The sequence below is a fragment of the Oxynema aestuarii AP17 genome (assembly GCF_012295525.1).
Taxonomy (GTDB): Bacteria; Cyanobacteriota; Cyanobacteriia; order Cyanobacteriales; family Laspinemataceae; genus Oxynema; species Oxynema aestuarii.
The window spans coordinates 5410553-5433550 of record NZ_CP051167.1 but is presented as its reverse complement, the minus strand read 5'-3'; the positions used below and the strand labels follow the sequence as shown (position 1 = coordinate 5433550).

The window sequence follows — 22998 nt, the reverse complement described above, 5'->3', positions numbered from 1 at the left end:
AAAAGCCAAAAAAAAGCTCAAAAAAAGCTCAAAAAAAGCTCAAAAAAGCGATCGCCCCCGGAAAGGAGCGATCGCCTCAGTTCGTTCTTGGCTTTATTGCGAGATCTGAATTCTCAGAACTATTAAGCCACTGCCGATTCGTTGTTTTCCGCTTCGCGTTCTAAGGCTTCGATCGCCGCTTCATTGGCTAAAAATTCATTCAATTGCGCTTGAATGCGATCGCGCACCAACTGCCGATATTCGTAGAAATGCTCGAAATAGGCGCAAATCGTCAAATAATGGTCCCAAACCCCGGGATTGTAGCGCAAAATATTCAACAAATTAATCCAGAACTTCCAGCGCGTCTCGCGAACCACTCCCTGACGCCACGCCAAAATCAACAGCGCCCGAATCGCAATCCAATCGACCTTACGCCGCCGCATGGGATTTTTGGGGGCTCCCAAAATCAAGAAATGTCGGTAGACGCGATCGAGAAACTTCTTCGGGTCGTACAATTCCCAAAACGCCTCGATATACTCCCGGGCGATGTCTTCCACAGGTCGGGTGGGAACGAAATTCATCAACGTGGTTTGATTGCCATTGACGAGGGTTTTACTCCGCATCCGCCCTTCTTTCTTCAACCGTTGGGACAGGCCCGTATTCGGCAGCGCTTGCAGCATACTCAACATCGGCATCGGAATCGCCGTTTCTTCGACAAAGCGCACGATGCGATCGCCCGCCCCCGGTTTTTCGCCGTCGAAGCCGATAATAAAGCCCGCCATCACCCGCAATCCGGAACGGGTAATTTTTTCTACCGCCGCCGACAGAGGATCGCGGGTATTTTGAAACTTTTTAGTTACGGTCAAACTGGCTTCGTCGGGGGTTTCAATGCCTAAAAAGACTGCATAAAAATTGCAGTCAGCCATCAATTCCATCAGTTCCGGATCTTCGGCCAAATCGACGGAAGCTTCCGTCGTAAATTTAAACGGATAACCCCGTTCTTTCTGCCATTCTTTCAGGGCTCTTAACAAGAGTTTGACATTGCGTTTGTTGCCGATAAAATTATCGTCCACCAGGAAAATACTTTGCTGGAAGCCGAGTTCTAAGAGGCGATCGAGTTCGGCGAGCAGTTGTTCTGGGGTTTTGGTACGCGGTTTGCGACCGTAGAGGATGATAATGTCGCAAAATTCGCACTGAAAGGGGCAGCCGCGCGAAAATTGAATCGGTAAGGTATCGTAGGCGTCGCGATCGAGCAGATCGAACCGGGGAATCGGGGTTTGGGTCACGTCGGGCTTTTCGTGGGCGCGAAAGACCCCGTGGGTGTCGCCGCGTTCGAGGGCTTCGACGAACATCGGCAGGGTAATTTCCCCTTCATCTAAAATCAGGTAATCGGCCCCGGCTTCCTTCGCTTCTTCGGGAACCGAGGTCGGGTACGGACCGCCGACGGCGACGGGTTTGCCCCGCCGTTTGGCTTCGCGAATTTGGTCGCAAAAATCTTCTTTCTGGACGATCATGGCCGAAACGACGACCAGATCGGCCCATTCCCAATCTTCCTCGGTCGCATCGCGCACGTTGCGGTCTACCAGTCTAAAGTCCCATTCTTGAGGCAAAATGGCCGCTACGGTAATCAATCCCAGGGGAGGCAGTAAGGCTTTGCGATTGACTAAGGCTAAGGTTTTCTCAAAAGACCAGAAACTTTTAGGAAAAAGGGGGTATAAAAGCAATACTCGCATTCGTTTTACCTAAATGCTGGGAAGTTCTCCCAATATACACGTCAATTCAAGCGTGAATTACATTCACGCTTGCGGATATTCTAATGAAAAAATAAAAAAATACAGATGTGTTCGGACACATCTGTGGAGAATGATGCCAGAAAAAGGCGATCGCGACGGCGCGGTTTCTAAAAACTTTTTTCCGGTTTGAGCATTCCGTCTTCGAGATATAAAACGCGATCGGCTACGTCTAAGATTCGGGGGTCGTGGGTGACCATCAAGACGGTGGAACCGCCTTCTTTGGCGAGTTTGCGTAACAGTTCGATTACGGCGTGTCCGCTATGGGAGTCGAGGGCGGCGGTGGGTTCGTCGGCCATAATGAGTTTGGGATGTCCCGCCAGGGCCCGGGCGATCGCCACGCGCTGTTTTTGACCGCCGGACAAGTCGCGAGGTAACTGGTGGGCTTTGTCGTGCAAGCCGACTTCTCCGAGGAGGTGAACCGCTTCTTGGTGGGCCTGTCGTCCTTTAATGCCTTTGAGGTTGAGGGCGACTTCGATGTTTTCGGCGGCGGTCAGGGCCGGGAATAAGTTAAAGCCTTGGAAGATAAAGCCGATATGTTGCTGGCGGAAACGGGAGAGTTGCGATCGCGACATCCAGGTAATTTCTTCGCCCAATAACTGGACCGTTCCCGAAGTCGGCGTCAGCATTCCCGCCAAAATTGAGAGTAAGGTGGTTTTCCCGGACCCGGAAGGCCCCATCAACAGTTGGATGTCTCCGGGATTGACAGTCAGGTTGATGCCTTGGAGCGCTTCAAAAAAGCCCGTTCCCGAGGGAAATCGCATTTTGATCCGTCTTGCTTCGATCGCCCCGCGATCGGTCGTGACCTTGGGGACGGCGCGATCGGCCACGTCGGTAAAGTTGTCGCGGATTGACTCTTGATATTCTATGGAAGCAGTCATGCGTTTCGATAAATTACTTCGATAAGCGATGGGCAATTGACGGTGAGAGCGAAGCAAAGCGTTTTCTAACCCAACATCCCTGGAAAATGGCCTAATCTAGCCCTCGATCGCCATTGTGACCCATATTTTCCAGATCGTCATCGCCCAATAGGGCTGAGTAATTATGCTGATTAATTTCTAAAATGGCAAGGGTTCGCCCCGAGATTTAGGCTTTGAAGACGATCGCCGGATCCACCCGATTGACTTTCTGAATGGCAAAAATCGCCGATCCGACACACATGACTACGGTCAAGCCGAACACCCCCACCGCCGTCATCGGATTAATGGCGATCGTCAATCCCTGGGCGGTCACCACCCAAGCTCTCACCCCAAAACAGAGCGCCATTCCCGGCAAATAGCCCAAAACAGCCATCCACAGCGCCTGTTCGATAATCACGCTGTAAATCGTCCAATCTGACGCCCCCATCGCTTTGAGCGTCCCGAACTCTTTGAGGTGATCGGAAACGGAAGAATACAAAATCTGACCGACGACCACCATCCCCACGACGATGCCGACGACCGCCCCCAAGCCGAGAATAAAGCCGATTCCGGTTCGTTCTTCCCAATAGGTGCGGGTTTTTACCGTCATTTCTTCGCGGGTGTAGGCGATCGTATTCGGTAAGGCGTCTTGCAACCGTTGCTTGAGCACGTCTAGATCTTCTCCTGTTGCCGCTTCAATTAATACAAAGCTGATTTTGTCGTCCTCGCCGAGGGGTTCCGGGTCGTCGGGGGATAAATCTGGAGCCCCTTCTCCCGGACGCGAGGTGACGTAAGCGTTCGCATTTTCCAACGAGGTCAGCACTAAGGGACTGTTGATCGAATTTTGCAGCCCTTCCATAAAACCGACGACCCGGGTACGAAAAGCTCCCACCTCTACTACATCATTCACCCAAGCCACGTTTAAATCTGTAGCGCTTGCTTCGTCTACAAAAACTGCATAGGGGTCGTTTAACTCGTCGATGCGTCCTTTGACGATCTCCCCGGGACTGAATAACTCCCCTTGCGGATCGAAGCCGACAATGCGAACGTGGTTTAGGTTGCCACTGCGATCGCGCCACAAGGTCCCGTTGACGATCAACGCTTCCGCACGGCTGACCCCTTCTACAGTTTGCGCTTCTTCGAGCCGTTCGAAGGGAATTTGCAAGGTCATTTCGACGTTGGCGAGATTTTCCGAACCCAACCAGATATCGGCTTTGGACCGCTCGACCATCAAAGCGGTGGAACGGATGACGCCTTGAAAAATACCCGTCTGAATGGTCACCAGGCTGACGGCAAACATAATTCCCGCTTGAGCGACGAGGAAGCGAGGCAGGTCTTCAAACAGGTTTTTACGAGCAATTGAAGGCATGATAACTGCGGCAGAAAATAATTAATGTTGTGAAAATTGTGGGAGCGTTTGAGTTAGGTCCGGTTCCGTTAATAAGTGTAGCTTGAGATAGATTTTAGGCAAGCAGCTCAGGAATAAAAGCACTCCTGTTGGCTTCTCTTTTTTTGTCTTTTGCCTCTTAGCTTCTCCCGATCGTCTTCAAATATATCCCGCCAAAAATTCAAAAGTTTCTTCATCCCAACAGGGTTCTGGATACAGGAAGCTCAAATAAAGATCGACGTCGGTTTCGATTTCAGCTAAGTCGTCGCGATCGAATAAGGCGGCTAAGGCGGTGTTATCTCTGGCTTTCAGTGGCGATAAGGGGTCGGCAAAGATAAACTGGGGACCTTCGAGGACGATCGCCACGGGTTCGGCGATTTCTTTATCTTTTTTTAAAACTTGTTGGCGAGATTTGGCACTGAGTAACCGTCGCAGCCGTCTTGGCGGGTTGGAGGCGGCAACTTTCGAGCTAAAACGAATGAGTTCGGCGAGGGCCAGATCCCCGGGATGACTAGATATACTCATGAACGGTACGCACCCTTTTGCAAGGAATGACGGCAAGAGCGTGGGTTCTCCGATCGCCCGTCGGTTGAGAAGTGGGTGCAACGGAGGGCTACCGGGTGTTGAGATCGAGAAACGAGCGAATCGCGATCGCGACGGTCAACACCTGCGATCGTCTTCGCCCTTGAATTTGAAATTCGCGTAAAATTGACAACGGACCCGCGTCCGCTTGCGGGGGTCGCGGGGTAGAGAAAGCTAGAAAACTAATCGAGTTGAAAACGGTGGAGGGAGAATGAAGACGATCGCGCCGGGATGGCGATCGATCGGATTCGATAAGTTTTGGGAAAGCGCGTTAAAAACCCCTAGAAAAGATGCACCGACTCCCTACCCAATTTGGCGATCGCGATGGCGGAGGATCGCCGGAAACACTAACCATTCGCGAGCTTTTGAGGCCATTCTAACTCAATCACTCGCACTCCAAACGTTTCGGCAAAGGCGGCGATCGTCCTTTGGCGGACGCGATCGCACGAGACGTCCCCGACGAATTGAGCCAAACTCCCTACGGGGCGATCGGCAATCCCACACGGGACGATCGCCTCGAACCCTTTGAGGTCGGGGGACACATTCAAGGCAAAGCCGTGCATAGTAATCCAGCGACTGACTTTAATCCCGACCGCCGCCACTTTGCGTCCTTCGACCCAGACCCCGGTCAATCCCGCGAGGCGATCGCCGCGCAACCCGTAATCGCGCAAAACTCGGATGACCACTTCTTCGAGTTGGCGCAAGTACCAGTGCAAATCTTGGCGATAGTGCTGCAAGTTTAAAATCGGATAGGCGACCAGTTGACCGGGACAGTGGTAGGTCACTTCGCCGCCGCGTTCCACCCGGTAAACCTCGATCGCGCTCGCCTTCGGATCGAACTTGAGAAAGTCCGAGGTCGCCCCTTTTCCGAGGGTGTAGACCGGGGGATGTTCGAGCAAGAGCAAAACGTCGCTTAACTCGGGGTTTTCCCGGCGCGCGCGCACGAGTTCTTGTTGCCACTGCCACGCTTGAGCGTAAGCCACGCGATCGAATTGGTAGAGACAGACCGGACGCAAGGAGGACATCAATCACACCGGGGCGATCGCCCCGTAGCGGCAAAACAGATTTGTTATTTTAGCGTCCCCACGGCGATCTCGGTTCGCGGCGATCGCCCCGTCACCGTCGATCCCCTCGATATGCAACAAATTTTAAAGACAACGAGCAGGTCGCGACTATTTAAAATATACCCATGGTAGGGTGTAAATAAGACTACAAACACGAAGGGGAAAGCTAACGGTGTTAGAACCACCACCAAGCAGAAGCAAAAGGGTCAGCCGACCGTTCCGAAGGGAGACCTCAGCATTAAGATTTTCTGCCAATCCGGTTAAACAAAACTAGGGTTCGTGCTAGAATAAATCCATAAAACCCAGTAATCGACAAAAGCCGTTATAGGGTTAAAATTCAGAGGCAAATTCTCTGAAACCTTCTTTCCACAAGCAACTTGCGGACGATTCAAACTGAAAAGAAAGAGTGAGTAAGTAAACTTATCGCTCGAAAAAAAGATAGATTTCCTTGAAAAAGTCCACCATGAAATCGAGGAAATCCGTAGTCGGATCGGAACGCCGCATCGCTTGGGGAATGCATGTCACCCACCACACACCGGGGACATGAAACCCTCACCCTATAAAGGAACAGACGAATGGGAAATCAAGGAGCGGAAAGAGAGAGTCAGCGTAAGTCCGTCAATGGGAGCGGGTGAATCCATAGCATCAGGAAGCCATCCTCGATTAGAATTGGAAAACACTTCCTGCAAGTTTAGGCACCGTTCTTGACCAAACTATCCCTTCAAAACGGGCAAATAGCCATTATTTCAGGAAAGCGGCAATACCCGCCCCGGTTTCCCCACCTTCAAGAAAGTAAGCAACACGCAAACCGTCAGAAAAACTACCGTTTTCAGTCTGACGCTTGAGTGTTTGCCTTTTGTCTTTCTGACTGATGGATATTGTTAGCGGGAAGAGTTCATATGAAGCTTGTTATCCAAGGCAAAAATATTGAAATCACTGACGCGATCCGCGATTACGTCAATCAAAAGATCGAGAAAGCCGTCAATCACTTTCAGAATTTAACGATGGAAGTAGACGTGCATCTGTCGGTGGCGCGCAATCCCCGAATCAACCCGAAGCAGACGGCTGAAGTCACCATTTACGCCAATGGGACGATCATCCGCGCCGAGGAGAGCAGCGAAAATCTGTATGCCAGTATCGATCTGGTCGCCGACAAAATCGCGCGTCAGCTTCGCAAATATAAAGAAAAACGCAATCACAAGAAAAATCACGGCAAACCGAAAGAGATCGAAGCCGAGGTTCTCAACGAACCGCCTGTGGTCGAGGATCTAATCGGCGATCGCACTCCCGAACTACCTGCCGAAGTCGTGCGGACGAAATACTTCGCCATGCCGCCGATGACCATTGAAGAAGCCTTGGAACAACTCCAGTTAGTCGATCACGATTTCTACATGTTTTGCAACAGCGAAACGGGAGAAATCAACGTGATTTACGAACGCAACCACGGCGGTTATGGGGTGCTGCAACCGCGCAAGACCAACGGGAATAATAGCAATGGTGCCAGTCGCGAAAGTGGGACTAAATCTCAAGCTGCCAATGCTTAAATCCCCCGGCTACCCCTCCCCTTTTTGATCGTTTTTAGCCATCTCAAACCACCGTCAGCCTCGATCTTGGGGGTGACGGTGGTTTTTTTAGCGATCGCCTCCCCCGTGGCGGACTTATTGGCCGATCGTGTTTTGAAAGTTGCGCGGCCCCGAGTAATCCGACAGCTTCGCCAGTTCTTCTAGCGATCGCCGACCCGGATATAATTTATCGTTAATTTCCCACGTCGGATAACCAGTAATTCCGACTTGCTGGCACAATTCCACTTGAGGATCGGGCGCGCGATAATCGCATTCAATATATTCGAGTTTCTCCGTCGCTTCTTTCCCAAACAGTTCTTTTTGTTCGTGGCAATGGGGACACAAGAAACCGCCGTACATTTTGGCATCGAGTTCGCTCAAATGCTCGGCTAAAGCGATTTCCGCCGGACCGGAACTGTTGACAATATTAAAGGGACTGCTGCTATTGGCATTGGGAGAATTAATACTCGCATACATCCCCAGGGTGCCGACAATGGTCACCATTCCCACGGCCAGACTGGTAAATATTGCTTGGCCGATATCTTCCCAATCTTTACCCATCCAGGCGAGGACGAACAAAGTCAACGAAAATAAAGCCGAAGCCAAACAATAAATGCAAAGCGCTTGAATTTTATAGGCAAGAAGATACATCAAATAGCCGCTAAAAATAGCCATTGACGTACCGCCGACTAAAATCAGCCACCAGGTCCAGTCTTCCAAGCGCGATCGCAATTCTTTATTCTCTGCCGGATCGACGGCGAACGGTCCGACGGCAAAACCCGTCATTCCCACGTAAGCCACCAGTCCGAACAAGGTCAGGGGAAAACCGAAAACGGTGGCGTAGGGACTGTTGAGAACCTCATCACAGCCACTGGTCGGACAAGTGGCAGAATCCCCCATTAATTTAATTACAGTTAAATAGGCCGTCACCACTGCCCCCATCGTCGCGATCGCAGCAATGAGGAAGCGAGACTTCCGATGAATCCAGGGAGTAGAACGTCGGCGTATCATAAGGGTTTTTGACTCTCATTAGCGCAAAAAGGCAAACCGAGAAGAAATTCTCTATAGCAATCGTACATGATTCACGAGAAGCGGCGTTGACCGTCCGGGTCAACCCCTGTTTTTGCGTGGGATTTCCGGCATAGACTGACGTCTATCGCAATACCCGAGTTGCATTTAAAATCGCGAGTAACGCAACTCCGACATCGGCAAAAACTGCCGCCCACATACTCGCTAAACCGAAAGCCCCCAAGGCAATAAATACCCCTTTAATCCCTAATGCAAACCCAATATTTTGCCAGACGATCTGTTGGGTTTTCTTACCGACGGCGATCGCTTCGGCCACTTTAGACGGGGCATCGGTCATAATCACGATATCGGCAGTTTCGATCGCCGCTTCCGAACCTAACGCCCCCATCGCAATGCCCAAATCCGCCCGAGCGATCGCCGGAGAATCGTTAATTCCATCTCCGACAAAGGCCACTTTTTTGCCGTCGGGCGATCGCGCCAAAATTTTCTCTAAAATGGTTACTTTATCTTCGGGAAGTAACTCGGCGTAATATTCATCGACTTGTAAAGCTAGGGCAACTTTAGCCGCTACATTTTCTCGATCGCCCGTCAAGACGATCGCCCGTTCGATTTGCTGTTGTTTGAGCAATTCGATCGCCGCGATCGCGTCACTTTTCAATTCGTCGGCGATCGTAATATATCCCGCATAAACCCCGTCAACGGCAAAATGCACCGCCGTCTCCTCAATTGCTTCTATACTGTCGTCAATTCCTTCACGAATTAAAAACCGTTCGTTCCCGGCGATCGCGTCGCGTCCGTCGATCTTCGCTTTAACTCCAAATCCGGCAATTTCTCGATAGTCCGCAATCGTTTCCCGGGCGATCGCACCCGAATATGCCTCGCGAATGGCAACGGCGATCGGATGGTTGGAATAGGATTCTAAATGGGCTGCTAATTTTAATAATCCCTCTCGATTCCACTCTCCGTTCGGGTGAACTTCTCTCACCTCAAACGTTCCTTGCGTCAAAGTTCCCGTTTTATCAAAAATAACGGTTTTAATTTCCGTTAACGCATCTAAAAACATCGAACCTTTTACCAAAATCCCTCGTTTCGCCGCACCACCGACGCCCCCAAAATAACCGAGGGGAATACTGACGACCAAACCGCAAGGACAGGAAATGACCAAGACCACCAACGCCCGATAAACCCATTCTTCTATCGTCGTACTCGGAAATAGTAACGGCGGCAATAAGGCAACTAAAAGAGAGGCTAAAACGACGATCGGCGTGTAAACTCTAGCAAATCTAGTAATAAACTTCTCTGTTTTTGCTTTTTTCGTTCTCGCATTTTCAACTAATTCTAAAATACGGGCGATCGAAGACTCTTCAAATCGTTTAGTGACGCGAATTGAAAGCATTCCCGTTTGATTGATACTCCCCGCTAAAACTGTTTTACCGGGTTGGACGGTACGCGGAACGGATTCCCCGGTGAGTGGGGAGGTATCCACTTGAGAAATTCCCTCGATCGCCTCTCCGTCTAAGGGAATCTTTTCCCCGGGTTTAACCACAATCAGATCGCCAATTTCTACAGTTTCCGGATCGACGGTTTCGAGTTTTCCGTTTCTTTGTAAATGAGCAATTTCTGGGCGTATTTCTAATAAACTTTGAATCGATCGCCGCGATCGTCTAACCGCTTTTTCTTGGAAGAATTCGCCAATTTGATAAAACAGCATCACCCCGACGGCTTCGGGTAAATGATGGATGGCGATCGCCCCCAAAGTCGCGACGGTCATTAAAAAGTTTTCATCAAAAATTCGCCCTCGGGTAATATTTTTGCCTGCATTCATCAACACTCCCCAACCGCTAATTAAATAGGCGGGAATAAACACGGCATATTCGCCGATCGCGTAAGGGGTTGAATGCAAGGTTTCTTGAAAAATCAATCCCGAAATAAAGAGGGCGATCGCGATGGCGATCGGGATTAATTTTTGGGCGATCGCGGTGTAATCTTCGATAGAATTATTCTCATTTTTAGGATTGGCTTCTTGAGAACAACTGCAACAGCCTGTCGCGGAAGAATGTAGTTCGCTCATGAAACAAAACCAATATATCAATATTTGAACAGTATTTCATATATTTTAGCAAAAAAAGGGAGGTCTCGTAAACTGCTCGGGAGACCCGAGGAAGGCTAAGTGGGAGAATTAGGCAGGAAGGACGCGATCGCCGCGCCCAATTCAAAATAAATGTAAAACAAGTTCTAAAATTGCTGCAAACTTCTTATTGAAACAGGCGTTTAATTTCCTGCCAGAGGGGAGAAGATCCGCGATCGACCTGCGGTCGAGTAAACAGACCGTAACTCGGACTGAAGAGAAAGGCAAGGGTAAATAAGCCGGAAGCGACTAACACGATCGCCGGACCCGAGGGAATATTTTGATAGTAGCTCAGATACATGCCGCTAATACTGGACAGAATGCCCGCGATCGCGCCGACTGCCATGATTTGATGTAACCGGGGTACCAATAAATAAGCCGTAGCGGCGGGAGTGACGATTAAGGACAACACCAACACCACGCCGACGGCTTTCATACTGGCGACTACGGTAAGTGCAATCAAAACCATCAAGCCGAAGTTGAGTAAATTAACGGGCAACCCGACGGCTTCAGCCCCGAGACTGTCAAAACTGTAAAAGAGCAATTCTTTATAAAATAAAATGACCACGGCAAGAATGACCGTAGCGATCGCGGCAGTTTCCCACACTTCTGCCCCAGTGACGCCGAGAATATTGCCGAATAAAAAGTGATTGAGGTCGATTTTATTATCTTTTTGGATAATGGTAATTAAGGTAATACCGAGGGCGAAGAATGCGGATAAAACAATTCCCATTGCTGCATCTTCCTTGATCGGCGATCGCCTCTGAATCCAAGCAATAATGACCGTACTGAGAATACCAGCGATGAAAGCCCCGACAAATAGATTGACGCCGAGAATAAAGGCGATCGCCAATCCGGGTAAAACGGAATGACTGATAGCATCGGCGAGTAAGGCTAACCGTTGGACCATCAGATAACTACCGACAACGGCGCAAATCAGACCGATGAGAACGGCGATCGCCAGAGACCGTTGCATGAAACTGTATTGAAGCGGTTCGATCGGCCAATCGAGCATGAGGAAAAGGGGAGAATGGGGAGTGGGAAATGATGGCAGTTGGCGAACTATCGGAAATGAGATCGACATTGAGCTTAAGCCGCTTCCCCGCTAAAGAAGACGACTTTACCGCCGTAGGCGCGATCGAGGTTGTGTTCGTTAAGAACTTGCTGACGCGGACCGGATGCAATTAACTCGCGATTGAGCAAGATTAAATCGTCAAAATTAGTAATTGAGGCGCCGAGGTCGTGATTGACGACTAACACGGTTTTGCCTTCGTCAGCGAGTTCGTGGAAAATCTCGAAAATGATATTTTCTGTTTTTTGGTCGATTCCGACAAAGGGTTCGTCAAAGCAGTAAATTTGGGCTTGTTGGGCCAGCGATCGCGCTAGAAAGACGCGCTGTTGTTGACCGCCGGACAGGTCGCCGATGCGGCGATCGCGCAGGTGACTCATTCCCACCCGTTCTAAGGCTTCGCGGGTCAAACGGCGACTGATGGCACTAAAGCGCTTAAACCAGCCCGTTTTTTCAACTCGTCCCATCATTACCACGTCCCACACCGTCGCGGGAAAGGTCCAGTCAATCTGCGATCGCTGGGGAACGTAAGCCACCTGGCGACGTTGTTCGCTGAGGGGTTGACCGTTGTAGAGAATTTGACCACTGGCGATCGGGGTCAATCCCAACATCGCTTTCATTAAGGTACTTTTACCCGCCCCATTCGGTCCGATAATCCCGGTCAGTCTTCCCGGGGCGATCGCGCAGTTGACATCGGTGAGGGCTTCGACTTTGCGATAGCTGACCCCGAGATGGCTGATGCCGATCGGGGCGCCGGGAGTCTGTTTTTGTTCTCTCCAGACTTGGATATTCGCGAGGGAACCGGAGGTAGGCGTCGGGTAATTCATCGGTAGATCTGTGGGGGGTAAGTGGCGTTCTTATTTCAGGATACTGCAAAAGTGAACGAAATATGAGACAAATATGAAATGAAAATGAAAATGCAATTCAACTCAACACAAGCCGATGACTGACGCGATCGCCTCCCAGAACTCTCCGACCCGGTGGTGTGGATGGATAGGGACTGTATTGATAGGATTGTCCCTGGTTAGCTGTACGCCGAGTCCGCCAGAAACGGGGAACGAGAAACCCCGAGTGGTCTCGACCAGTACCGCGATCGCCGACTGGACCGAGATCGTCGGCGGGGATGAAATCGACCACACCGGAATTCTCGAACCCGGCGCCGACCCGCATATTTACGAACCCGTCCCCCAAGATTCGATCGCCTTCGAGGAAGCGGATTTGATTCTCTACAACGGGTACAACTTAGAACCGGGGTTGATAAAATTGATGAATGCGGCGGGGGTCAAGGCGCGCCAACTCGCCGTAGGAGAAGTTATCGAACCGTTGGACATGGATTATGACGGTCAACAAGTCCCGGATCCTCACGTTTGGGGGAACGTCAGCAATGCGATCGTCATGGTCGAAGCGATTCGAGATGTATTGATCGAACTGTCTCCCGAAGATGAAGCGCTGTTTCGCGAAAATACTGCCGCCTTCGTCAGCACCTTAGCCGAGTTGCACGGCTGGATCGAGACGCAAATCGCGACGATTCCGCCGGAAAATCGCCGTTTGGTGACCACTCACGATGCGTTTCAATATTTTACTCGGGCTTATGGCTTGCAGGTAACCGGGACGTTAATCGGGATGAGTACGGAAGAACAACCCAGCGCCCAAACGGTGACCCAATTGGTCGAACAGATTAAAGCGGCGAAGGTTCCGGCAATTTTTGCAGAAACTACGATTAATCCTAAGTTGATCCAAACGGTCGCCGAGGAAGCTGGGGTGCAATTGTCGCCACGGGAGTTGTATTCGGACTCCCTCGGCGCCCCGGGAAGTGAGGGGGATTCTTACGTCAAGATGATGGTCTCGAATACCCGGGCAATTGTAGAAGCGTTAGGGGGAGAGTATACACCTTTTCCGACGGAGACGGGCGATCGCCCCTAAATGAAAAAACGGGGGGTGTGAGATCGGGAGGGTTCCCGCCGATGCTGCCCGGGGGAGGGAAATCGCGATCGCTGACGGACACAACGCCGGAATTTCAAGGGCGATCGCGTCAAGTCTGGAACCTGCCGCGTTCGGCGATCGCCCTCACTCTTGCCAGCTTAAATATAGATCTTTTTCAAAGGATTTTAATATAAAAAATGCCATCTAACGCGATCGCCGGGTGGAATAGGAAGGCGAGGCGGGCGATCGCACTACAATTCCAATTTAGATTGCGATCGGGTTTTGTATATTCTGTAACAAATTATCAATGCCACTTCCAGAGATGGGAAATGTTTGTTTAAACTGTAAATAGAGCAACGCAATTATTTTCTGAAGGATGTGGCCGTCGCAGAAAATTGAAGTTATGCTTTCAAATAATGGTTTCTGTCAGTTTCAGTGGGGCGATCGCCCCCTGATTTTTTCGAGCTAAGAACCTTTTAAAAATTCCGGATTTTGAGATAAATTTTTGGTAAGCAAAAAATATAACATCAACAAGGGTGAATATCAATGAATGATAAAGATAAATTTTTACATCCACGCAGTCGCTATTACGGGCAAGTCACCCCAGAAAACCTCTTATTTAACGCTAATTTACAAGAATTCGCCCAGCGCGTGACCTTTATTAGCTGTTTGGAAACCGGGGGAAAGCTTTCTCCCGAACAAGCTTACCAGGAAATTAGAGCGCTGTGGAAACAACTCAAACGGTCTAAAAAACAACTGAAAATTGGAGAAATTTCAATTTCCGGATCGGGGGAATCCTAGAAGAGATCGCCAGTTGACGGGCGATCGCCGCTTTGTCTGTTTCCAAAGGAAATCGCGACCGTCGAGTTCGATCGCGGTGCGACGGCGAGATAGAGGGCGATCGCCATCATGACGAATTGGAAAAATCCGCAAGTCCATCGAGCGCGCGATCGGTGCAACTTCTTATTCTGCTCGTGATTTGATTTTTGGATGTTTTATATTAGCGACCGCGATTCCCCTTCACTCAAGCGGTCGTCGGGGCAGAAATAGACAGTGACGATCGCTCAGAAATCGCCGAACTGCCGAACTTAGGATCGCACGGAGCGGTCGAAAGTATCCCGGATCGCCCCAAAAAAACAAAGCTATAGCAATGCCGCAGGCTATATGCGAACGCCGCCACAACGCTACAGCAAGATTTCCGAGGCGATCGCGCCCGTCGTGGTAGTTTCCCCCGGTCAACAGGTAGGGTAAGATACTAACATCCAGTCGGTTTTGGCGGGAATCAGCCGTCAAACGTAAGGGGGAAAGTTCGGTGCGAGTCCGACGCTGTCCCGCAACTGTGATGGGGCGATCTCCGCCTCTAAGTCAGAATGCCCGCCGACGCTTCGATCGACCACCAATCGCATCTGCGAGGTACAGATGAAGGGGAATTTATCACTTGCTCGATTTTTCCAACCCAGCCGCACCCGTTTGCATCCCCCGCGATCGCCACGCTACGGCGCGAATCGCATTCCCAGGGATGCCGAAATCGCCCCTGTGGGAGGCCCTGAGCGACCGCCAGCAAGACCCGAGGCGGCCCGTCGCCGTCCTTCCCTGGTAGCCCTTCTTTAGCCCCTATTTCGCAAGTTCAAATCGCCTGTTCGATCGCGACGTCCGCGCGATCGCCCTCGGACTCGCCGACCGCCAAACTATCTGGCAGATCGGATGCTGCTGCAACAGGTCGGCGAACGGCTTTCGCTGTCGTTGCGCTTCGCCAGATTGAGGATTTGCGGCATCGGTGCGACCTTCCTGACAACCCCCATTCTCAGCTAATCGTTTGTCGTTTTCTTAGGTTCTTCCATGCATAAAATTCCCGTTACCGTCGTCACCGGATTTCTCGGTGCTGGCAAAACTACCCTCATCCGCCACTTACTGCAAAATAACCGAGGTCGTCGCATCGCCGTTCTCGTCAACGAATTTGGCGAAGTCGGAATTGACGGCGAGTTTCTCAAAGCCTGTCAAGTTTGCGACGACGGCGAAACCGCCGAAGGAGGGGGTAATATCGTCGAACTGAATAACGGTTGTCTGTGTTGCACGGTCCAAGAAGAATTTCTGCCGACCATGCAGGAATTGCTCAAACGCCGGGAAGATCTCGATTTTATTTTGATCGAAACCTCCGGTTTGGCGTTGCCGAAGCCGTTAGTGCAAGCCTTTCGCTGGCCGGAAATCCGCACGGGAGCTACAGTAGACGGCGTAGTGACCGTGGTCGATTGCGAGGCGATCGCCAACGGTACCCTCGTCGGCGATCTCGATGCTTTGGAGCAAGCTCGTCAAGCGGATCCAAATTTGGATCACGAAACCCCGATCGAAGAGTTGTTTGAAGATCAGCTCGCCTGTGCGGATTTGGTCTTGTTGAGTAAGGGAGACGTGTTAGACGACGCAACCCGCACCCGGGTCGAAAATTGGTTGCGCGAGCAAGTCAGTCCCGGGGTCAAAATTCTGCCGTGTGAAAACGGTCAGGTCGATCCGCAGTTGCTGTTGGGATTCAATGCGGCGGTGGAAGAGAATTTAGAAAGTCGTCCGAGTCATCACGACAGCGAGGAAGATCACGACCACGACGACGAGATCGGGGCGGTTCATGTGGTGTTAAATGAAAGTTTCGAGCCGCGCCTTTTGGTCGAACGGTTGCAAGCGTTAGTCGCCGATCGCGAAATTTACCGGATTAAAGGGTTTATTTCGGTGCCAAATAAGCCGATGCGCCTGGTTTTGCAAGGGGTCGGCAAGCGGTTTGATTATTTTTACGATCGCCCCTGGGGGCCGACTCAAAAGCGGCAGACCCGGTTGGTGTTTATCGGTCGCGAGTTAGACCGCGCCGTTATTGAAGCGGCGGTGCGATCGCCTCAAGCGATCTCGACATCGGTTTAACTTTTGAGGGGTTCGGGGAGCTATAAATCCCGCGCTGTATGCGAAGCATCAGCGTCGGGATCCATGGACTCCTCTCGAACAGTCGATTCCCCACCCTACGGGAAGGACTAAGCCCTACGATGGGGATGAGACCAGCATTTATCAGCAGCTATAGTCTGTAGTAAATTATAGTCATGCTGACCGTGAACTACACTTACCGAATCTATCCAAATGTCGTACAGCAGACTGAACTGCGGTCGTGGCTTGAGACGTGCACAGGCGTATATAACTACGCTTTACGCGAACTCAAAGACTGGATTGCTTCGCGTAAGTGTCCGGTAGACCGATGTTCGTTGGAGAAGAAATACATCATTCCCGCCGATGAGCCATTTCCGTCCTACCACCGTCAGCAGAACAACCTGCCCAAAGCGAAGAAGCAATTCCCGCATCTGGGTAAGGTGCATTCTCAGGTGTTGCAGACCACGATTCGCAGACTGCACGATACCTGGGAAGCCTTTCAGAAACGGGGACATGGATTTCCACGTTTCAAAAAGTTCGGTCAATTCAAATCCTTTGTGTTTCCCCAATTCAAGCACAATCCCATCAATGGCTTCACAATCAAATTGCCAAAGTTAGGGGAAATACCCATGAACCTGCATCCCCCCTTCGCCCCCCTTTCAAAGGGGGGTTGGGGGGATACAGGTAAGGGTATTGTCCAGGGTGCGAGGAACACAATGGTATGTCGTCGTCACCATTGAATCGGATATATCGGTTCCCGATGCTCCGGTTCACGGTCGGGCGATCGGGATTGACCTGGGATTGGAGCGATTCTTGACCGCTTCCGATCGCTCTTTCCAAGAGCGCCCTAAGTTTTTCAAGTCGATGCAACGCAAGCTGAAATTGCTGCAACGCAGAGCCGCACGAAAACAAAAGGGTTCTCAAAACTGGGAGAAAGCGCAAATCGAAGTGGCTAGAATGCATCACCGAATTGCAAACCGTCGTAAAGATTTCCATCTGAAGACGGCTCATAAGCTTTGCGATCGGGCACAAACCATCTTTGCAGAAGACCTCAACGTCAAAGGCTTGACGAGAGGAATGCTGCGAAAAGATTGTGTTGATGCCGCCTTCGGACAATTTCTGTCTCTGACGGAATGGGTTTGCTGGAAACGGGGAGTGTACTTTGCTAAAGTCAACCCCAACGGCACCAGTCAAACCTGCCCCAACTGTTTTGCTACGGTCAGCAAAGGGTTGGAAGTCAGAGAGCATCATTGTCCTGAGTGTGGGTATCGGACTCATCGTGACCATGCTGCAGCAGAGATGGTTTTGCATCGTGGACAAGAAAACGTAGTATCCCAGGGACTCTGGGGAACGGAAACCGCCTGTCAAGTCGGTCTGTCGGGGGTCTATGACCTAGATAAGTGGCGTGGGGCAGGAACACCCAATCGTGAGGCTGGGAAGCCCGCGCTGTAATCTTTGATTCAGCGTCGGGAGGATGTCACTAGAAAACGATCCGATCTCGGGTAATAGAGATCGGATCGCGACTTCGTTCAGACCAGATCGAGTTCTAATCGGAGATGAGGGGCTTATGCAACATTGCCCATTCTCGTGTTTAATTGAGCGATAAACTCTTTGAATTCCCGTTCTTTGCGCTCTCCCGCCTCGACTTCGAGCCAATGTTGTAGGGATTTGGCCACTTGATTGAGCCGGGTTTTGCCTAAGCGCAGTGCGTCGAGATCGGCTTCAATCTGGCGATCGCCCAAGTGTTCGACTAAGGTGTTGATGTATTCGGCAGCGAGTTCCATCGCTTCGGTTTCCGTTGCCGGACCGTTTTCGCCGACCGCTTCGGCGATTTTGCGCGTCAGGCGGTTGAAGGCTTCATAAGCTGGGTTATACATGAGTTTCACTCCATTTTTTGATGAAATCGAAAGACTGTCCGATTCCTACTGGAGGGCGATCGCAGCGCGATCGTCCCCGGACAAAGAAATTGAATTGAATTGAATTGAATTAAATTGAGATCGATTTAGAAATCTGACAGCAAACTCGGGCTTGTCAAGACAAACAAATCGACGATCGCGCGATCGGCCATCAGAGGTTCGATCGCCGTTGTAAAGTGCCTGAACTGGCGATCGTTAACCACGAGGAGTTCTCCGGGATAGAGAACTTTTTTAAACACCGGAGTTTCGTAAGGGTCGAGATATAACAGGGTCATCCCGCCTTTAACGTTATGGCGATCGACCGCAAAGATCGCCAGAAAATCCGCACCATCGCGATGGATACCATCCGGCGACGGGTGACCGAAATCGTGGGGCGAACAAGTCCGACGAATTTGGTGAACCGCAATATCGGCATCCGGTGATAGTTGGCAGCAATCGGCCACTTCCGTGACTAACCGTTTGAACGAAGCCAGCGCGATTAAATCGGGGTCGAGTTCGATAAACTCCCGCCTCATTCCCTGGCGTAGCGGATTTGACTTTTCCGGTGCATTCAAATAGCCGTGGGGCAACTTAACTAACTGCTTGTCCGCCAGCTTGAAACGCGACAATCGACGGCGTTGACCCATACGTTTATAGTACGGATCGACAGGTAAATCCTCAAAGAACTCTTTAAACCGTTCTAGTTTAATTGAATTAATTGTTTGGAGAGTAAAGCTTATTCCAGAATCTCGTATTTTGGATCCCGATAGAGTTTGCATGGTATTATGCCTCTGTTTTTGACGATCCCCATATAGTTTTTATCGAAAAACCTATGTTTTAAGTATAGAGGATCTTTTTAAAGGGGTTGCGAAGTTCCTGACAAAAATTAAAAAAATCTCGTGAAGACACTCTCACGAGACCCTCAGATTTGCCACTCCAGACAGCTCGATGCGCGCGCGGCGATCGCCTCGACCCCGATCGCCCCTAGATGCAATGCCTCGCCCAATATAGGCTCAGAACCAAAAGCCGTAATACATAAAAATCGCACTGGCTCGAAGAACCAGTGCGATTTCTAAATTTAACGCTCAGTCAAACTCAATCGAGCTTGAGATGAATCGCGGGATTACAACAGCGTCACATCATTCGCCGTGATTTCGGTTTCAGAGAAGATCGTCAGCGAGTATTCCGCACTGAAGCTAATCTTCGTGAAGGTATCGCCGGCTTCCGTCGAGCCACTGACAACACCCACGTCACCGGAACCATCCGCCGAGAACACATCGGAGATGTTGGTGATACCGAAAGCTTCGCCAGCGATCGCGATCGTGTCACCTTCTTCCGCATTGAAGTCAGTAATCACATCGCCCTTCTTGCTGGAAACCACACCATCTTCACCTTCAGCCAAGTCATCCGCATCGAGGATGAACAAGTCAGCTCCGGCACCGCCCGTCAGCGTATCCTTGCCTTCGCCGCCGTACATGGTATCGTCGCCTTCGCCGCCGTAGAGCATGTCTTTTTGCTTGCCGCCGAAGAGGATATCGTTACCCGCACCGCCGATGAGGGTGTCTTTCTGGTCACCGCCATCGAGGTAGTCGTTGTCATCGCCACCCGCGAGCAAGTCTTTCTGGTCGCCACCGAGAATGGTATCGTCGCCAGCACCGCCAAGAATGGTGTCTTTCCCTTTGCCGCCTTCGAGGTAGTCATTACCACCTTCAAGCTCGTCACCACCCATCATGCTGTCGTCACCTTCGGCTCCGGTCGTGGTGTCGTCACCTTCAGCTCCGGTCGTGGTGTCGTCACCTTCAGCACCCGTGGTGGTGTCATCACCTTCGGCTCCGGTCGTGGTGTCGTCACCTTCAGCTCCGGTCGTGGTGTCGTCACCTTCAGCACCCGTGGTGGTGTCGTCACCTTCAGCTCCGGTCGTGGTGTCATCACCTTCGGCTCCGGTCGTGGTGTCGTCACCTTCAGCACCCGTGGTGGTGTCGTCACCTTCGGCTCCGGTCGTGGTGTCGTCACCTTCAGCACCCGTGGTGGTGTCGTCACCTTCGGCTCCGGTCGTGGTGTCGTCACCTTCAGCACCCGTGGTGGTGTCATCACCTTCGGCTCCGGTCGTGGTGTCGTCACCTTCGGCTCCGGTCGTGGTGTCATCACCTTCAGCACCCGTGGTGGTGTCATCACCTTCGGCACCCGTGGTGGTGTCGTCGCCTTCGGCACCGTCATCGGAATCGTCGTCACCTTCGCCACCAATCATGGTGTCGTCATAGTCGGCACCGTCACCGATGAGGATGTCATCATTGTCGCCACCGATTAAGGTGTCATCTCCGGAACCGCCGACCAGAATATCTTTGTCTTTGCTTCCTTCAAGCAAGTCATCGCCGCCGTTACCGAAGATGACGGTTTCGCCTTCGCTACCGACTAAGGTTTCTCCTTCAGCCGAACCGAACAGAGCCGATTCAAAGTCGATTTCGAGATCGTCAATTTCGACTTTGTACTCTTCTTCTTCAATATCATCATCCGGCTTGGAAGCAATCAGACCTTCAAACTGACCGACTAAGAAGTAGTGTTCGAGGACAGTAGAGAACTCGCCACTCGCAATGAGTTGTTCGACTTCCGGATTCAGCTTCAGGTAGAGTTCTTCGTTGAATTCTTCACTGGCGGAGATACCTTGTTTAACACCCACCGAGATGAAGTGCTTGTAAACCAGTTGGAATTTTTGGGAAGCAGTCGCACCTTCGGGAATTTCGAGTTCAAGTTCTGGATTTTCTGCAACTTGTTCGGCGTTTTCGCTGATGAAGGCTTCGAGCTTCGCTAAATATTGCTCGACATTGAAGAAGGGAATCGGGCTGCCAACTTCGCCGCCGTCATCATCACCTTCATCGTCATCCGATCCTTGAGATCCGCTTTGAGTGAAGGCTAAGAAAGCTTCAAAGGCACTGGAGAACTTGCCACTTGCAATGCTTTCTTCAACTTCCGGATTGCTATCGAGGAAGAATTCGACGTTGAAGAACGGAGTCGGGACTAAGCCTTGAGAGATTCCTTCTTTCAGGAAGAATTCGCGAACGCTGCTGAACTCGGCACCTTCCCCAATCCGGGCGAGGATCTCTTCACTCAACTGAGAGCTAAAGAATTCTTCGTTAAACAGTCCGCTTTGTTCTAAGGCACTGTCAACATCGACCGTAGGTTCTTCAGGTTCTGGGGGTTCGGGAATCTCGATGTCCGGAGGATTGGGAACGTCGGGCAGATCGTCGGGATTGGCACTGTCTTCAATGTCGTCACCGTCGGCGTCGTCACCGTCGTCATCGGCGTCAGCACCATCGGCGTCGTCACCGTCATCATCGGCGTCAGCACCGTCGGCGTCACCGCCGTCATCGTCGATGTCGTCGCCACCTTCACCACCAACGGCACCGTCATCGGAATCTTCCCCGGCGATGTCATCATCATCGTCATCGTCATCGCTGTCGGGGTCGGCACTCGCCAAGCGACCTTCTTCTAATCCAAATTGCAGGAAGTGGAGGAAGGCACTGAAGATCGAGCCTTGTTGAAGGGCTTCGGCAATGTCGCTATTGTTGTTGATGTAGGAGATCGCGCTAAATTCGCTGCTGAAAACGCGAGCTTCAAAAATCCCAAATTGGAAGAAGTGAGCGGCACCGCTTTCAAACTGGCCGCTAGCAACAGCTTCTTGAACGTCGGTGTTACTGGCGAGATATTCGTCTTCTTTGAAGAAGCGGCTGAATCCACGACGTTCTTTACGACCGTGTTTCAGGAAGTGAGCGAAGGAACTGACGAACTCGCCACGGTTGACAGCTTGGGCAACGTCAATATTTTGTTCTTCGTAGTAGCTCGCTTCAAAGCCAACTAAAACGGTGCGTTGCTCTTTGTAGCCAAATTTGACGGCGTGTTCAAAACCACTGGAGAACTGTCCGGCTTCAACGGCGACGCGAACGTCTTCGTTGTACTGGAGATACAGTTCTTCGTTGAAGCATTTCGAGAGAAATTCTTGGCTTTCGCCATCGAGACCGTCGGCGTCGTCCATGTCGTCGTCACCCATTTCGCCGCTCATGTCGTCGTCACCCATTTCGCCGCTCATGTCGTCGTCCATGTCGTCGTCCATGTCGTCGTCCATGTCGTCGTCCATGTCGTCCATGTCGTCGCTCATATCTTCGGTGACGGTGACTTCTCCTTCGGGAGCTTCTTGTCCTTCTTCAGGGACAACGGTAGTGGTGACGTCTCCTTCCTCACCAAGATCATCCCCAGCATCGTCACCAACGACGTCATCTTCAGCGACGGTTTCCATGACTTCCGGCTCTTCAGAGACGCTATCGTCGGTACCGTCATCGGCGACACCCGTGGTGACGGCTAATTCTTCGTCGGTTAAGCCTTCTTGAGGGGGAACGACTTCTCCTTCGGTTTCTTCAACGGGTTGGTCTTCTGCGGTGACTGTCACTTCACCTTCGACGATGGGTTCTTCGGTCGCCGGGGCTTCTTCTTCGACCACAACAGGTTGTTCTTGTTGTTGTTCTTGTTCTTGTTGTTGTTGTTGTTCGAGTTCGTCCATTCCAATTCTCCTGGGTTATTTTTCGATCGCGAAAACTTTTTGGGAACACAAACCACCCCATGACGTTGACGAACGCCTGTTTGAGATGGATGATAACCGTGCTAGTTTGCGTGGCTAGCTAGGTAAAAATCTAGAATTTCTGGGTTGAGTGGCGACCCGATGGGGCGATTGCCAGATTGTTTGTTTCGATGACGCTCTCAAAACGTTAACCCCCTTTTAGCACTGTAGTTCTGCACTG

General features: G+C 51.1%; 20 protein-coding genes and 1 riboswitch. Of the genes, 7 read left to right on the top strand and 13 right to left on the bottom strand.

Annotated features, from left to right (window positions below; all coding sequences use genetic code 11):
• Positions 1 to 122: 122 nt before the first annotated feature.
• From HCG48_RS21720 to lipB, 5 genes are all read right to left on the bottom strand, one after another.
• Positions 123 to 1712: a B12-binding domain-containing radical SAM protein gene (locus HCG48_RS21720; protein WP_168571040.1), complete on the bottom strand. Its 1590-nt coding sequence runs from the start codon at positions 1710 to 1712 to the stop codon at positions 123 to 125.
• A gap of 167 nt (positions 1713 to 1879) precedes the next feature.
• On the bottom strand, positions 1880 to 2650 hold the full coding sequence (locus HCG48_RS21715) for an ABC transporter ATP-binding protein (protein WP_168571039.1): 771 nt from the start codon (positions 2648 to 2650) through the stop codon (positions 1880 to 1882).
• Between the two features lie 205 nt (positions 2651 to 2855).
• Positions 2856 to 4037 carry an FtsX-like permease family protein gene (locus tag HCG48_RS21710; protein ID WP_168571038.1) on the bottom strand — a complete coding sequence of 394 codons (1182 nt, stop codon included), beginning with the start codon at positions 4035 to 4037 and terminating at the stop codon, positions 2856 to 2858.
• Between the two features lie 177 nt (positions 4038 to 4214).
• Complete coding sequence (locus HCG48_RS25585; protein ID WP_200668387.1) at positions 4215 to 4580, bottom strand: hypothetical protein; 366 nt, start codon at positions 4578 to 4580, stop codon at positions 4215 to 4217.
• 404 nt (positions 4581 to 4984) lie between these two features.
• Positions 4985 to 5662 carry a lipoyl(octanoyl) transferase LipB gene (lipB, locus tag HCG48_RS21700; RefSeq protein ID WP_168571037.1) on the bottom strand — a complete coding sequence of 226 codons (678 nt, stop codon included), beginning with the start codon at positions 5660 to 5662 and terminating at the stop codon, positions 4985 to 4987.
• Positions 5663 to 6600: 938 nt separating this feature from the next.
• On the opposite strand from lipB, the gene hpf reads away from it, so the two are divergent.
• Positions 6601 to 7245 (top strand): ribosome hibernation-promoting factor, HPF/YfiA family, encoded by a 645-nt coding sequence (gene hpf, locus HCG48_RS21695; RefSeq protein WP_168571036.1) that lies wholly within the window; start codon positions 6601 to 6603, stop codon positions 7243 to 7245.
• 114 nt (positions 7246 to 7359) lie between these two features.
• Here the strand turns inward: hpf and HCG48_RS21690 are convergent, their stop codons facing one another.
• The 4 genes from HCG48_RS21690 to HCG48_RS21675 form a co-directional block, all read right to left on the bottom strand.
• Positions 7360 to 8274 carry a vitamin K epoxide reductase family protein gene (locus tag HCG48_RS21690; RefSeq protein WP_168571035.1) on the bottom strand — a complete coding sequence of 305 codons (915 nt, stop codon included), beginning with the start codon at positions 8272 to 8274 and terminating at the stop codon, positions 7360 to 7362.
• Positions 8275 to 8416: 142 nt separating this feature from the next.
• Positions 8417 to 10363 (bottom strand): heavy metal translocating P-type ATPase, encoded by a 1947-nt coding sequence (locus tag HCG48_RS21685; RefSeq protein ID WP_168571034.1) that lies wholly within the window; start codon positions 10361 to 10363, stop codon positions 8417 to 8419.
• A gap of 184 nt (positions 10364 to 10547) precedes the next feature.
• Positions 10548 to 11435 (bottom strand): metal ABC transporter permease, encoded by an 888-nt coding sequence (locus HCG48_RS21680; protein ID WP_168571033.1) that lies wholly within the window; start codon positions 11433 to 11435, stop codon positions 10548 to 10550.
• Positions 11436 to 11509: 74 nt separating this feature from the next.
• A complete protein-coding gene (locus HCG48_RS21675; protein ID WP_168571032.1) occupies positions 11510 to 12316 on the bottom strand; it encodes a metal ABC transporter ATP-binding protein in 807 nt (268 codons plus the stop codon).
• Positions 12317 to 12431: 115 nt separating this feature from the next.
• Here HCG48_RS21675 and HCG48_RS21670 point away from each other — a divergent pair, with 115 nt between their 5' ends.
• The 3 genes from HCG48_RS21670 to HCG48_RS21660 all read left to right on the top strand — a co-directional run bounded on the left by HCG48_RS21670 (position 12432) and on the right by HCG48_RS21660 (position 14213).
• On the top strand, positions 12432 to 13412 hold the full coding sequence (locus HCG48_RS21670) for a metal ABC transporter substrate-binding protein (RefSeq protein WP_168571031.1): 981 nt from the start codon (positions 12432 to 12434) through the stop codon (positions 13410 to 13412).
• A 41-nt stretch (positions 13413 to 13453) separates the two neighbouring features.
• The gene (locus HCG48_RS21665; protein WP_168571030.1) at positions 13454 to 13606 is read left to right on the top strand and encodes a hypothetical protein; all 153 of its coding nucleotides are present in this window, start codon (positions 13454 to 13456) and stop codon (positions 13604 to 13606) included.
• A 352-nt stretch (positions 13607 to 13958) separates the two neighbouring features.
• Positions 13959 to 14213, top strand: coding sequence for a DUF7219 family protein (locus HCG48_RS21660; protein ID WP_168571029.1), 255 nt, complete (start codon positions 13959 to 13961; stop codon positions 14211 to 14213).
• Here the strand turns inward: HCG48_RS21660 and HCG48_RS21655 are convergent.
• Positions 14210 to 14371, bottom strand: a complete 162-nt coding sequence (locus tag HCG48_RS21655) for a hypothetical protein (RefSeq protein ID WP_168571028.1) — start codon at positions 14369 to 14371, stop codon at positions 14210 to 14212. The two genes, HCG48_RS21660 and HCG48_RS21655, sit on opposite strands and share 4 nt — an antisense overlap.
• A gap of 291 nt (positions 14372 to 14662) precedes the next feature.
• Positions 14663 to 14808: riboswitch (cobalamin riboswitch) on the top strand.
• A 443-nt stretch (positions 14809 to 15251) separates the two neighbouring features.
• Here HCG48_RS21655 and cobW point away from each other — a divergent pair.
• From cobW to HCG48_RS26265, 3 genes are all read left to right on the top strand, one after another.
• Positions 15252 to 16316, top strand: a complete 1065-nt coding sequence (cobW, locus tag HCG48_RS21650) for a cobalamin biosynthesis protein CobW (RefSeq protein ID WP_168571027.1) — start codon at positions 15252 to 15254, stop codon at positions 16314 to 16316.
• Between the two features lie 173 nt (positions 16317 to 16489).
• Positions 16490 to 17053: an RNA-guided endonuclease InsQ/TnpB family protein gene (locus HCG48_RS26270; RefSeq protein WP_246259686.1), complete on the top strand. Its 564-nt coding sequence runs from the start codon at positions 16490 to 16492 to the stop codon at positions 17051 to 17053.
• Entirely contained in the window at positions 17016 to 17765 is a 750-nt protein-coding gene (locus HCG48_RS26265; protein WP_246259685.1) for an RNA-guided endonuclease InsQ/TnpB family protein, read from the top strand. The genes HCG48_RS26270 and HCG48_RS26265 overlap by 38 nt, the downstream gene beginning before the upstream one ends.
• Before the next feature lie 113 nt (positions 17766 to 17878).
• On the opposite strand, the gene HCG48_RS21640 is transcribed toward HCG48_RS26265, so the two are convergent.
• The 3 genes from HCG48_RS21640 to HCG48_RS21630 form a co-directional block, all read right to left on the bottom strand.
• A complete protein-coding gene (locus HCG48_RS21640; protein ID WP_168571026.1) occupies positions 17879 to 18190 on the bottom strand; it encodes a hypothetical protein in 312 nt (103 codons plus the stop codon).
• Positions 18191 to 18315: 125 nt separating this feature from the next.
• Positions 18316 to 18987: a 2OG-Fe dioxygenase family protein gene (locus tag HCG48_RS21635; RefSeq protein ID WP_168571025.1), complete on the bottom strand. Its 672-nt coding sequence runs from the start codon at positions 18985 to 18987 to the stop codon at positions 18316 to 18318.
• A gap of 344 nt (positions 18988 to 19331) precedes the next feature.
• Complete coding sequence (locus tag HCG48_RS21630; protein ID WP_168571024.1) at positions 19332 to 22760, bottom strand: calcium-binding protein; 3429 nt, start codon at positions 22758 to 22760, stop codon at positions 19332 to 19334.
• Positions 22761 to 22998 lie beyond the last annotated feature (238 nt).

Coding starts and splice junctions, on each gene's coding strand:
- lipB (WP_168571037.1), bottom strand. CDS start 5,662: ATGTCCTCCTTGCGTCCGGTCTGTCTCTACCAATTCGATCGCGTGGCT.
- HCG48_RS21690 (WP_168571035.1), bottom strand. CDS start 8,274: ATGATACGCCGACGTTCTACTCCCTGGATTCATCGGAAGTCTCGCTTC.
- hpf (WP_168571036.1), top strand. CDS start 6,601: ATGAAGCTTGTTATCCAAGGCAAAAATATTGAAATCACTGACGCGATC.
- HCG48_RS21665 (WP_168571030.1), top strand. CDS start 13,454: ATGCTGCCCGGGGGAGGGAAATCGCGATCGCTGACGGACACAACGCCG.
- HCG48_RS21675 (WP_168571032.1), bottom strand. CDS start 12,316: ATGAATTACCCGACGCCTACCTCCGGTTCCCTCGCGAATATCCAAGTC.
- HCG48_RS21680 (WP_168571033.1), bottom strand. CDS start 11,435: ATGCTCGATTGGCCGATCGAACCGCTTCAATACAGTTTCATGCAACGG.
- cobW (WP_168571027.1), top strand. CDS start 15,252: ATGCATAAAATTCCCGTTACCGTCGTCACCGGATTTCTCGGTGCTGGC.
- HCG48_RS21670 (WP_168571031.1), top strand. CDS start 12,432: ATGACTGACGCGATCGCCTCCCAGAACTCTCCGACCCGGTGGTGTGGA.
- HCG48_RS21715 (WP_168571039.1), bottom strand. CDS start 2,650: ATGACTGCTTCCATAGAATATCAAGAGTCAATCCGCGACAACTTTACC.
- HCG48_RS26270 (WP_246259686.1), top strand. CDS start 16,490: ATGCTGACCGTGAACTACACTTACCGAATCTATCCAAATGTCGTACAG.
- HCG48_RS21640 (WP_168571026.1), bottom strand. CDS start 18,190: ATGTATAACCCAGCTTATGAAGCCTTCAACCGCCTGACGCGCAAAATC.
- HCG48_RS21685 (WP_168571034.1), bottom strand. CDS start 10,363: ATGAGCGAACTACATTCTTCCGCGACAGGCTGTTGCAGTTGTTCTCAA.
- HCG48_RS21720 (WP_168571040.1), bottom strand. CDS start 1,712: ATGCGAGTATTGCTTTTATACCCCCTTTTTCCTAAAAGTTTCTGGTCT.
- HCG48_RS21710 (WP_168571038.1), bottom strand. CDS start 4,037: ATGCCTTCAATTGCTCGTAAAAACCTGTTTGAAGACCTGCCTCGCTTC.
- HCG48_RS21635 (WP_168571025.1), bottom strand. CDS start 18,987: ATGCAAACTCTATCGGGATCCAAAATACGAGATTCTGGAATAAGCTTT.
- HCG48_RS21630 (WP_168571024.1), bottom strand. CDS start 22,760: ATGGACGAACTCGAACAACAACAACAACAAGAACAAGAACAACAACAA.
- HCG48_RS21660 (WP_168571029.1), top strand. CDS start 13,959: ATGAATGATAAAGATAAATTTTTACATCCACGCAGTCGCTATTACGGG.
- HCG48_RS25585 (WP_200668387.1), bottom strand. CDS start 4,580: ATGAGTATATCTAGTCATCCCGGGGATCTGGCCCTCGCCGAACTCATT.